Origin of the sequence: Acinetobacter lwoffii, assembly GCF_022967985.1 — a bacterium.
GTDB lineage: Bacteria > Pseudomonadota > Gammaproteobacteria > Pseudomonadales > Moraxellaceae > Acinetobacter.
This window is the reverse complement of sequence record NZ_JALJVC010000020.1, coordinates 52178-64426: the sequence shown is the minus strand read 5'-3', so window position 1 is coordinate 64426 and position 12249 is coordinate 52178. Positions and strand designations below refer to the sequence as shown.

Here is a 12249-nt window from a genome sequence, read left to right as displayed (position 1 = left end):
AGATTCAAAAGTTATCATGCATCTCTTTCGGAGAATTAATTACGAAATACATAGATGAAGTTGCGCCGTCGCATAAAGGTGCTGACAAAGAAATTTCTCGTCTGCATAAACTTATGAATGATTACCCAAAACTAATGCAGAAACCGATAACGGACGTTAATCAGCTAGATATGATTGAGCTTCGAAATGATCGGCTTTCCAAAGTGTCACCTTCAACAGTAGGACGTGACTTAGGTGTATTGGGTGGTGTATTCAAATATGCACGTCAAGAATTACGTATTCTTAAAACTAGCCCATTATTGGACGTAGCCAAACCAACTCAAGCCCCTCACCGAGAACGTCGAATCACTCAAGAAGAAGTTAATACTATCCTTCTCGGCTTTAATTATGATGCGACATATCAACCACTCACTAAACGCCAACAAGTTGCTTGGGCATTTTTATTTGCCCTAGAAACCGCAATGCGAGCAAGTGAAATCACTAATATGCAATGGTGTAATGTGTACGAAGATCACGTACTTCTACCCGATACGAAAAATGGTACAGCAAGAAAAGTTCCGCTTTCTAGACGTGCCATTCAACTACTCGAATTAATGAAAGGATTAGATAACGATAAAGTTTTAACCATTTCCGATAAATCCAATGCCCTATCGCACGATTTTTGGCTTGTTGTAAGTAATAGATTGGGAATCACTGATTTAAACTTTCACGACACAAGGCATGAAGCTACTACACGCCTTGCGAAGAAACTTCCAATTCAAGATTTAGCAAAAGTTACCGGTCATAAAGATTTAAAAATGCTCATGCGTTATTACAATCCAACAGTACACGAACTTGCGCTAAGACTTAACGAAGACGACCCAAATGTTATTCAATTTAAAAAAGCCGTAGTAAATGAATAAAGTTATCAACATCGATGAAGCAATTCAGCTAATCAGCAAACATTTTTCAATCAATTACTCCCTTTTAGATATCGCTAATATGATACTTAAAAGCCAGCTTCAAGTATTTTTTCGAGTAGTAGATGGTTATATAACAGTAAATATAGATGACTTGAATAGTGAAAGTACAATCAGTGACTTAGCAATTAACTTAATTCACGTTGTTCAAGTTCAAGATACTATTTTTATCAAACCCGATAAAAGCTATCTGCCAAAAATTTATCAACTTTTAACAAATGTTGCACCCTTATTAAATATTCCTGTGGGAAGCAATTTATATCATCCAAAACTTAATCACACACTATTATCTGGCCCTGATATTGATGCTTTAGAAAATTATATTATTCCTATGGGCAATCATTCATATAAGTTCAAAGAGAAATCTATTCCAACACTGTTTTCAAAGCCTGTTTCAGATAAACCATTGCCAACCACAATTTCGGATCTTGAGAAATTGGGATATAGAACTCAATATATGATTAGTAAAGAGAGCTTATGCGTTACTCAAGAATCAATCACTCGTCTATTAAAAAATAATTCATGTACCAGAAAGCGCAATGATCCTTTTAAAAATCTTAAATCTCCTTCATTAGCGAGCGAATTTAAAACAAGAACACTTAAGAAGCATCATAAGAAAACTAGTAAAGAAATCGTAGCTTTCAATATTATTAAAGTATTAATTCAGAATTGTTTCCATGAAGATAAAGATCAAATATTCACTCGATCATGGGTTCTAGAAAAAATAATTGATTTTTTATCGGATTCGCCCTATCAGGAACACTTCCCAAACGATATCGATAAACTTATCGAATGGCTAGGTGAATTAGACTTACCAAAATATGCAACAAAACGTGGGAGACGCAGAAAAAATTTAGAAAATATAGCCAAATTAGAGATTATGGCTATTTTAAAATCAATTGATTTAAATCAAATATAGAATAAACAGGTAACAAACCCCTTTAAAAGTAATTTAATAAAAAAAATAAATCCAAACTAAGCACCATTAGCTCGTAGCTAATCAGAAATGAAACTTAGCAACTCTGATGGTGTTCAATATGAATCTTCCCAAATACGTCCAAGAAAAAGTAATCACTACGGCGCCTGCAACTCCGGAAAAAATCCATATTTGCAAGACTGGTAAATCAGCAGGGCAAATTCGCAAATTCAAAGCAAAACCTGCTCGAAATGGCTTACTTCCAATCACAAGTAAGACTCTTTGGTTATGGGTAAAACAAAATAAATTTCCTAAGCCATTTTCCCTAAATGGCTTAACAGTTTGGGAATCTCAAACCGTACTTGATTGGATCGAAGCACATAAGCATAAGGCTTCTAAAAATGCCTAGTGAAATGTTTTTATCTCAAAGCGAATCAGCCAAATTCCTATATACACACTTAGGAAAGACACAAAAGTATTGGTATAGAAGACTTACCAAAAACCTATACCGTCCAAGTCTTTCACATGGGTACAGAATCACTGTCCATGTCGTGGATGGCAAACCAATGTACACACTACCTGCTCTACATGAGTTCGTACGTGTTAATCAACCATCACCATTCAAAGGAAAGAAAAATGCAAAATGTGAATTCTGCTAATCAGGAACATAATGCAGATAAAGCAAAAGCACGATCATTAATGCTTAACACTATTAAAAATATGATTTCAAAAGGAAATCCATACTTTAATACTCATAGAGAGCATCGTATTGAAAATGCTATCACATACTTCAATGAACATTTAATGTTCAATGGATTAGATTGCACTGAAGAGGAATTAGAGCAAGCATTTTTAGAACGTGTAAAGCTAATGGAGGAATGCAATGCAATTCACCTTAGTTAGTATCGAAGAGGTTACAGCAATTCTCTTATCTAGCAGTAAAGTAATGATGGTAAACCAAACTCAATCTTCTATTACCTACAGCATTGAACGTGATGGTAAGGAATTAATTCTCATCAACACTCCAAATGAAAATTACTTAATTCAGTAATTTACCATCAATCCAAAAGGGCGGTTATTCAACTGCTCTTTTGTTTAATTTTTTCACATTGAAATGATTATGAAACATCTAACACACCATCAATTTGAAACCCTAGTTCGAAATGGACAAGATCCATATGATGACGAGTTACGAAAATTTCTACTCGATTTAGAAATCGAAGAGTTTTCAGAAGATACCGAGAAAAAATCTCCATATGAACAAAGTTATTTAGATTTATGCTCAAGATACGCTGACAATGCGAACCAAGCTGATCAACTCGAAACCGTTATTTTCTCTGATGTTCATAGCTACGATTTCAAAGCAATGAATATCCAAATCAAAGCTCAAGTCGATTTCATTGATTTATACTTTGAAATTGATAAAACAAGTACACGACACGACATCAAAAAATTCCTAACGGAGAAAACTGGTATTACTCATTACATCTCAGAATACCAAACAGGTTTCATAATTAGATTGCATGACATGAATTCTTTAAGTGTACTACGGCGCCGCATCAGCTACTTGAGACATTTTGAATGTAGGCTTAACAGCTTTAAAATCATGCAGATTGAACTGGCAATTGATTTCTATAATTTCAAGCATAGAGCACTCACTACAGCCCTTTTAAAGTCAATTCGATTACCGAGTACCGTAGATAATTTACGTGTCTATAAGACCCAATTAGGCGTATTTATGCCTATTCCAAGCACACCACAATCAATGTGTAGAAAGCTAGAAAATGGCTATAATATTGGTATTAATCATAGAGATGCAGATGAATATTGGCATTTATATGTAAAGACTACGGACTGTAATAAACAGCCTCTACCAAAGAATAAATGGCGTGTCCGCGCTGAGAAGAATATTAAACGCAATATTCTTAATAAAATGGACAACCGCCTAACAAATATCAAAAGAGTTTTACTAGATGGATTTAAAGGTCTTAGCTTCACACAGTTGAAAGCCAACTCTTCTAAACAGTTAACTGAAGAATATAAAAATACCGTTAGAGCTTTTGGAACAGAGACTCAAACTTATTATGACAAATATAGACATAAGAAAAATTTGCCTGAATCCATGAAAACACACGGAGAACTTAACCAACTCATCTCAACCGCAGTAAACAATCTAGCTCGAAATTTTTAGTCTAAAAATCAACCACCATAGTAAAAGTTAATACAATACTATGGTGGTTAGCCATATTCCAAGACGACAGAAAATGTCGTACTTAAGTATCAATGACATAGACAAATAACCAACAGACAGAGATGATATAGTCATAAAAATTCTCCTGAAGGTAACATAATGAATAACTTACATATAATCTGTGTCACCAATAAACAGTTCAAAGGTTTAACCACGGATGGTATAGAAGATCAATACGTTCATTTTTCAGACAATTTTATCACTGGACTAAATAAGAATATTTGGGGCTTTAAAGATAGACTTAAAAACTATGAAATTGACAAGATTAAAGCTGGTGATTTGGTTTTATTCATAAAAGGGGTTACCGGTACTGCACGTGGAAAAACAGTGGAAACTGTAGAGACTATTCAATATAAGCAAATAGTTATTTGTAAAGCTACGACAGATCTAATTACAGAAGAATCCCCAAAAAGTATTTGGATTGATGAATATCGCAATCTCGAAACTTATCCAAATAGATTTAAATTCGAAATATTAGGATCGTATCCAACGATTAAAAAAGATCAAATAAACACACACTACCAAATTTCTAATACTCTCAATAAATTAGATGATATAAACGAATCCAAGATATTAACACGAGCATTATTACTTTTAATGAGTTGGGTAGGTGCAAATGCTATCGTAGAAAATGTAAAACTCAAACTTGATAGAATCAATGACTTCACAGACTTAAATCAAATATTTGATTTAAGTAATGCTGAACTGGTTTCTAAGCCTATTTCTAGCTCAAAGCAAGCCAAGGTTAAACCCACTGTAAGTAAAAAAGAACGAAAAAAACAATCAAAAGAAACTTCGAAATTCTATGAAGATAGATTAAAAGAAATATTAGAAGGTCTACTAAATGGTAAGAATGAAGTACCTAGAAATATCCTCGCTCGTATAGGACAAGGAAAGTTTAGAGAAGATTTATTCAAATTCTACGATGGAAAGTGCTTAGTTACAGGAATCTCTGTTCCGACCATGTTAACCGCTAGTCATATTAAACCTTGGTCAGAAAGTAAAGATGATGCATCTTGTCGTGATCCTGCAAATGGAATATTGTTATCTGCAAATATCGACAGACTTTTTGATAGAAAGCTTATTTCTATTAACCCTGACACCCTATTAATTGAAACCAGTGACGATCCTGAAGTTCAAGAAATTATTTCTCCTTATATGAAGAACAAATTAGACTTCCCTTTTGCTGAAAAAAATCCTGATATGTTAAGTAAAACCATTAACTACTTAAGATATCATTATTCTAAATTTTGTGTATCAAAGGAAAATGATGCTAAAGAAAGCGGAAATACTACAGCAGACCCTAATTGATTCCGGCTTTAGTTGGAATACACATGAGGATGCTTTTGCTAAACATAAAGAAGAAATCAGTGAACTAAAAGAAGCCATCGATCATGACGAAAGCCATGATCGCCTTCTTGAAGAATATGGTGACAGTCTGTTTTCATTAATCAATATTGGTTGCAGATTAAATCTCGATAGCAATGTAGCTCTAGAAATTGCTATTCAAAAATATGAAAAGCGAACTAGTTACCTTTATAGAAAAGCATCTGAATTAGGTGTCGAATTTTCAAGCGTACCTCTAGAAACACTCTTGGTTTGGTGGAAAGAAGCTAAAAAGAATGTTTAAATTTTACACCACACTAGCAGAGTTATGCACATCAGTTATCGCAGATTTACTATCACCCAAAAAGATGATGAAGTTTAACCTAACCCTTTATAGCCAAGGGTTAGGTTAAACTCTCATGTAAGCATCTGCCTAATAACTTATATATCTAGTTCACTAACTAACTTAATATTATCTTAACCATAAGTTATCGTAGTTTTGGGCAAGGAACGAAGTCTTAGAAATTAAGTAAAGTCGGCTATGGATACTATTCATAAAAATTGTATCTCAGACAACATTCTTATACTTCATAAAAAATTAGTATATACGAGATTAAAAACTATCGCTTAGTTGATCAATTTATTAAATTTCTTCTGAAGCAATGGATATCGGTTTCTTTCTATACCTGCATTGTAAGGAGAAGCTTTTCTATAGTCTTCAATCAAACTTACAATATCAGCATCCGACAACGCGATCATAAAACCTCTTTGATCTTGAGCTGTATCTCGACAGCGTGATTCAAGTAAGTTTTGATTATCGGATTCTCTATAAATTAACAGCCCAACTTTCCCCCGATTTGGAGAAAATCTACCTGATAATTGATCAATTTCAGGATTAGCAATTTTATTACTATAATTTTTACACTCAATAAAAATAAATGAGCATGGATAATGAAGTGTTAACCAATGAAAGAAACCTGATTTTGATTCATTATTAAATACAATATCTACTCTCTTCCGCCCTTCATGGAGCTTGTATTGCTTTTCTGGATAAGTCAAATTTGGATAAAATAATGCGGTTAAGATTTTTTCAATGGTTTTTTCATAAGCATCTGCATGTTCACTTCCTTTAGGAATAGCCTGTAGCTCACTAATCAAAATATCCCAGTCTATTTCAGGTAAATTTTGCACTTCCGCAAGTTGTTCATTCGACAAAGGTGGTTTTGGTAAATTTTCTTTATCAGATTTATATTTTTCAAATATATGTTCACGACCTAAAGTTTGCTCAATTCCTGATTTTTTAGTTTGCCCATACTCTTTTATTAAATCTTTTTTATCTACTCTAGGAGCACCATTTTTTAAAAAGTAAACTAAAGATGATTGTTTGCGGATATGCTCTACTCTTAACTCCTCAAGAATATAATGATAATAATATTCATTGAAGTCATATGAAATTTTTCTACGAACTATATTCTTGGGAATTAAAAGAAAGACATGACCATCAGCCAATGGAAGCTCTACAAAATGCGACTCCCATTTTTTCGTCCGATCATTCCAAATTGGACCTGAATTGATATTTGGATATAGAGGAATACCATGATATCTACACATATCCTGAGTATATTCTATTAGTTTTGGACGGATAATATTACAGACGGCATCTGAGATCATATCGCGCCCAATTCCTTCAATAAGCAAACAGCTATCTTCTATATCTTTTAATAGTCCGGTAGTAGCTGCTTTACTATTACACAGTGCATCCCAAATTAAGTCAGCCGATTTATTACCAAAACCTGAGCCTCTTGATCTACCGGAAGAATAACCGATATGGAATTCATTCCTTTCTTTTAGATTACTTAATAGTGCCTTAGCCTTATCATGCTCATTATTCTTAATATAGTCCAATACTGTGGAGAAATACTGTTGTACCAAACTTGCACAAGCATGCCCCCATTGTGACTCTAAATCCCGTAATGCAGTTGGATCAATAAATACTTCTAAATCAGTTTCAGTATCGATATCTACGAAATCTAGATATGCTTGCGTTAATCCCAAATTAAATTTTTCTGAAATTTTCATTTAATGCCTAAGTATATTTTTATGCGTATTGCCTCAAAATGCATAATATTTGAGCAAATACATGAAAGTATGAAGCCAAAAATCTAGGTGTCTATCAAAATATTTAAATCCAGTATTGATATGATTCAAGATGAATATCAAAACACTTTAAATGCTAATAATAGGTTTTACTCTTCACACTATATGTCAAAATGTAAGAGCCTTACAAATTAATTTATTATTTGAATTTTACTTTAAAATTTAGGACTTACAAATGGATCTATTCACACCAATAGTTGATGAAGATAGACAACACGATATTTTTAAATTACTAATCAATCCTGCATTACATGCAGAGAGAAAAGTAATTACAGATTGGGCAACTGGATTTACTGATAGAGATAATAAGTTCGTTAAAGAATTTCAAACTACTTTTGAATCTTCATTTTTAGAACTTTATCTACATAAAATATTAAAAGAAGATAATGTAGAGTTAAACTTTTCCCACCACGCACCTGACTTTGTCTGTCATAAAGATGGAATAAATTTTTGTATCGAAGCAACAATTGCTAATCCAGAACAAGATGGACTTCCAGCATACGGTTTTACTGAGAATCATAGATCTTTTGATATTGATTTCGCTGAATTTAATAGAAAATCTATTATTAGAATTGCAAACTCCATCGTCGCTAAATCAAGAAAATTTAAAAGCTCTTACAGCAATTTACCACACGTAATGGGTAAACCATTTTTACTTGGATTAAACTCTTTTGATAGACCACATTCACACTTTACTGGACATCGTGGAATCATTGCCGTTCTTTACGGAATTTATCTAAATGAAGAAAAAGCTATAGCTAAAAATTTAAACTTTATCCCTAGAGAAAAAATGGACTTCGTGGAAAAAGATAATGGGGCGGAAATCTCTTTAGGTTTCTTTACCACACCTGAGTATGAGGATATTAGTGCCATAATCTATAATCCATACGCCACATGGGGAAAAGTACGTGCACTAGCTGAAGTATCCGATACTAATAAATACTGTGTATTTAATGCTATATATACTAGAGATGATGAAATGGAAGAAAGCTTAGTTCCTGACATTCATACAGGAATTATTAAAGAAAAATATGAAGAGTCAATTTTCGATGGACTTTATATATTTCATAATCCATATGCCAAATATCCCATGCCCGACTTATTCAATGATTCTCTAATCTCTCATATGACTATAGATGATTCTGGTCACTTAGTAGAACGTGGCACCGGTAAGTTCTTATTATCCAGAAGTTTAATTTGTTATGATGCTCAAACACTACCAACTGAATATAGAGAAGCTCTTAAGTGAGCTTCTTCTAAATGTAAAAAAGCCTACCATGCGGTAAGCCTTTTTTTATTAAAGTAGTCAAATAAGTAGTTAAAAAAATTTATAAACAAATATTTTCAATACTATTCAAACACTTAAAGAATTAATAAATCGCCATATGATTGCGATGAATCATTTCCAGCGAACGCGCTTCACCTAACACCTGATGCACTTTATCTGATGCCAGACCACGAACGATATCTGCTGAACGCGAACTGAAGTTGACACGACCGACCGCAATCCGGTGACCTTGTGTATCGACACATTCCACCACATCACCGCGTTCGAAATGACCCTCAACCGCTTTCACCCCTACAGGCAATAAGCTGCGATGATTGTCTTTAATGGCTTTCACTGCGCCATCATCAATCACTAAACGACCTGCGGTTTGCAAGTGAGCAGCCAACCATTGCTGATGCGCTGTCATCCGGTCTTTATCAGTCACAAATAAAGTACCTAACAATTCGCCAGACATTAGACGTGATAGAACACCATCACTATCACCACTTGCAATTAAGGTCGGACAGCCCGACTTTGCAGCCAGACGTGCAGCACGAACTTTGGTCAGCATGCCACCACGACCAAATTTACCGCCTCCACCGGCCATATCAAACAGACTTTCATCCATCGCACGTACGGTATGGAACAGTTTGGCATCTGGATTAGACCGTGGGTCTGAGTCAAACATCCCTTCCTGATCCGTTAAGATAATCAGAAGGTCTGCATGAACCTGACCTGCGACCATGGCCGCAAGCGTGTCGTTGTCACCAAAGCGAATTTCGTCAGTCGAAACCGTGTCATTTTCATTGATCACCGGAATCACGCGCCAATCAATCAGGTTCTGCAAGGCATCACATGAGTTGAGGTAGCGACGACGATCTGCCAGATCATCATGGGTTAACAATACTTGCGCAGTTCGAATCTGATGCTTCTCAAGTACGCTTGACCAAGTATGAATCAGGCCCATCTGACCGATGGCAGCACAAGCCTGAAGACTGGGTAGATCAGTGGGTCGATTCTCAAGTTTCATTCGCACCATACCTTCAGCCACAGCACCGGAAGACACCAGAATAATCTCGTGTCCTGCATTGTGTAGATCTGCAATTTGTCCCGCCCAATGCGAGATAGCATCTAAATCTAAACCTTGTCCATTTGCTGTGAGTAAAGATGATCCGATTTTAACAACGATTCGTTTACAACCCTTGAGCTGACGCTGCCCATCTACCACTTCTATCATCTTGTCCTCAGACTCTTTTCTCAGAGATTAGCGTACGTAGTACACTTCCACATCACTATCATCATCGCCATCTTCATCATCTTCGTCATCGCCCAGAATACCGGCAAGACGTTGCTGACGACGCATCTCACGATACGCTTCTTTTGCAGCGATGGTTTGTTCACGTGTTTCAGCTTCAAGCTGATCACGGAATGCTTTCATTTCTGCTGCATATTCTTGATCTTCAGCTTCGCGTTCACGCTGCTCTTCGATCTGATCCATCAGGTAGTAAACCACGTCTTTGGTGCCTTCAGCAGTTAAGCCAGAAGTTTCAAAAACCGGGCCTTCCCACTGCAATTCTTCAAGAATATGAGTACACCATTCTTCACGTGTTTCTTCAGCCAACTGATCGACTTTATTCAGCACCAATACGATCGGCAGTTTTGAAAGCGTTGGGGAGAAGTTTTCTAACTCTTTCATAATTGCTTTAGCATTATGTGCTGGATCTGAGCCATCAATCGGCTGTACGTCAACGATGTGTAACAAGATACGGGTACGCGCCAAGTGCTTCAGGAAGCGAATCCCAAGACCTGCACCTTCAGATGCGCCTTCGATCAGGCCCGGAATATCCGCCATCACGAATGAACGGTGACTATCGGCATCGACCACACCCAGGTTTGGCACCATGGTGGTAAATGGATAATCTGCAACTTTTGGTTTTGCTGCCGAGACTGCACGAATGAAGGTTGATTTACCCGCATTTGGCATACCTAGTAAGCCGACATCTGCCAGAACTTTAAGCTCTAGACGGATTTCACGGAATTCACCTTTTTGACCATGCGTACATTTACGTGGTGAACGGTTGGTCGATGATTTAAAGTGGGTATTACCTAAACCACCATCACCGCCTGCTGCAACTTTCACGCGTTGACCGTCTTCGATCAAGTCGCCAATAATGTCACCAGACTCTACATCTACAATTGTTGTTCCTACCGGAACTTTTAATACGGTATCTTCACCGCCACGACCAGCACAGTTCGCCCCACGGCCATTTTTTGCTCGTTCTGCACGATATTTACGTGTATAACGATAATCAACTAGCGTACTGGTGTCGTCGTCAGCCTGAATATAAATGCTGCCGCCACGACCACCATCACCACCATCTGGACCACCAAATGGCACGAATTTTTCACGGCGAAAACTGGCTACGCCATTGCCACCGTCGCCAGCCTCTACGGTAATGACTGCTTCATCAACAAAGCGCATATTGCCAATCCTCTAAAAACTTTAAAACCCCATATTCTGCCATATTTTAAAGAATTTCTCGAATAGAATTATGCAGCAATTCCATAAATCTTAGTTAGTCGTTTTCTCACCGAGCCTATTTGATCTATTCAAGACATAGATTTGGAAAAAGAATGTTTAAAAGATGGAAAATAAATAGTAGGAAGTGAAACGTTTTTCCCCCTAGTACTACCCCCTATTCTGGAAATTTTTTTTGTGAACTTCTTGATGATTTTTAAAATAATTTATAGAGGAGTAAATTTTCAAAAATCGTATTCACAAGAAAATATTCTGATGCGGATACCTTTTAAAATCTGTATTTTATATAAACCAAGATAAGTCCAAATTTTCTATTTTTATGCAAACTTCCTTGCTACCATTTAACGATAACTATTTAATAACACTTTGTTTATGCTCTAAAATATCTGGCAGACTTTTTTCAATCCAGCCAATTAAATACATGATTTTTTCAGCCGCTTGTGAACCGGTAATCGTCAATTGATATTCCACTTTTGGCGGTACCACCGGATAAACCGTTCTCAAAATAAAACCATCCTGCTCTAGCATTTTTAAAGTCTGGGACAACATCTTTTCACTTACCCCTTCAATCCTTTGTTTCAGTTCACTGAAACGATGCACCCCCTCACTCAAGCAACGCAAAACCAAGACCGACCATTTATTGGCAAGGTGTTCCAATATTTCACGTGATGGACATTCAGTTGATAAAACCTGACCTAATAATGGGCTGATTGCATAATTTGTCATAACATTCTCACAATATTTTTATTACTTACTCATTTTAATATACTTACTCTTTGTAAGTTATCAGATTAATATTTCACCAGCAAGCAGATTTGTTGATTCTTATCAGAC

At 35.9% G+C, this 12249-nt stretch carries 13 protein-coding genes; 9 read left to right on the top strand and 4 right to left on the bottom strand.

The features are described from left to right. From MWG72_RS12135 to MWG72_RS12100, 8 genes are all read left to right on the top strand, one after another. A partial coding sequence (locus MWG72_RS12135) for a site-specific integrase (protein WP_247144142.1) occupies positions 1-902 on the top strand: 902 nt, incomplete at its 5' end. Further along, a complete protein-coding gene (locus MWG72_RS12130) occupies positions 895-1878 on the top strand; it encodes a hypothetical protein (protein ID WP_078202698.1) in 984 nt (327 codons plus the stop codon). The genes MWG72_RS12135 and MWG72_RS12130, both read left to right, overlap by 8 nt. 118 nt (positions 1879-1996) lie before the next feature. After that, the gene (locus MWG72_RS12125) at positions 1997-2284 is read left to right on the top strand and encodes a helix-turn-helix transcriptional regulator (RefSeq protein WP_078202699.1); all 288 of its coding nucleotides are present in this window, start codon (positions 1997-1999) and stop codon (positions 2282-2284) included. A gap of 227 nt (positions 2285-2511) precedes the next feature. Continuing rightward, positions 2512-2778: a hypothetical protein gene (locus tag MWG72_RS12120; protein WP_078202703.1), complete on the top strand. Its 267-nt coding sequence runs from the start codon at positions 2512-2514 to the stop codon at positions 2776-2778. Further along, on the top strand, positions 2759-2926 hold the full coding sequence (locus tag MWG72_RS12115; RefSeq protein WP_247144141.1) for a hypothetical protein: 168 nt from the start codon (positions 2759-2761) through the stop codon (positions 2924-2926). The genes MWG72_RS12120 and MWG72_RS12115 overlap by 20 nt, the downstream gene beginning before the upstream one ends. A 69-nt stretch (positions 2927-2995) precedes the next feature. Continuing rightward, the gene (locus MWG72_RS12110; RefSeq protein ID WP_247144140.1) at positions 2996-4066 is read left to right on the top strand and encodes a hypothetical protein; all 1071 of its coding nucleotides are present in this window, start codon (positions 2996-2998) and stop codon (positions 4064-4066) included. A 159-nt stretch (positions 4067-4225) separates the two neighbouring features. Continuing rightward, on the top strand, positions 4226-5437 hold the full coding sequence (locus MWG72_RS12105; RefSeq protein ID WP_247144139.1) for an HNH endonuclease: 1212 nt from the start codon (positions 4226-4228) through the stop codon (positions 5435-5437). Beyond that, the gene (locus MWG72_RS12100; RefSeq protein WP_171262240.1) at positions 5397-5756 is read left to right on the top strand and encodes a MazG nucleotide pyrophosphohydrolase domain-containing protein; all 360 of its coding nucleotides are present in this window, start codon (positions 5397-5399) and stop codon (positions 5754-5756) included. Before MWG72_RS12105 ends, MWG72_RS12100 begins: the two co-directional genes overlap by 41 nt. 323 nt (positions 5757-6079) lie before the next feature. Here MWG72_RS12100 and MWG72_RS12095 read toward each other — a convergent pair whose 3' ends face one another. Further along, positions 6080-7531: a hypothetical protein gene (locus MWG72_RS12095; RefSeq protein ID WP_078202710.1), complete on the bottom strand. Its 1452-nt coding sequence runs from the start codon at positions 7529-7531 to the stop codon at positions 6080-6082. Positions 7532-7784: 253 nt separating this feature from the next. Here MWG72_RS12095 and MWG72_RS12090 point away from each other — a divergent pair, with 253 nt between their 5' ends. Next, positions 7785-8858, top strand: a complete 1074-nt coding sequence (locus MWG72_RS12090) for a hypothetical protein (protein WP_078202712.1) — start codon at positions 7785-7787, stop codon at positions 8856-8858. A 121-nt stretch (positions 8859-8979) separates the two neighbouring features. On the opposite strand, the gene proB is transcribed toward MWG72_RS12090, so the two are convergent. The 3 genes from proB to MWG72_RS12075 form a co-directional block, all read right to left on the bottom strand. Continuing rightward, positions 8980-10113 (bottom strand): glutamate 5-kinase, encoded by a 1134-nt coding sequence (gene proB / locus MWG72_RS12085; protein ID WP_004279682.1) that lies wholly within the window; start codon positions 10111-10113, stop codon positions 8980-8982. A 27-nt stretch (positions 10114-10140) separates the two neighbouring features. Further along, positions 10141-11358 (bottom strand): Obg family GTPase CgtA, encoded by a 1218-nt coding sequence (gene cgtA / locus MWG72_RS12080; RefSeq protein WP_004646519.1) that lies wholly within the window; start codon positions 11356-11358, stop codon positions 10141-10143. A gap of 408 nt (positions 11359-11766) precedes the next feature. Then, on the bottom strand, positions 11767-12141 hold the full coding sequence (locus MWG72_RS12075) for a winged helix-turn-helix transcriptional regulator (RefSeq protein WP_071851909.1): 375 nt from the start codon (positions 12139-12141) through the stop codon (positions 11767-11769). Positions 12142-12249: the final 108 nt, after the last annotated feature.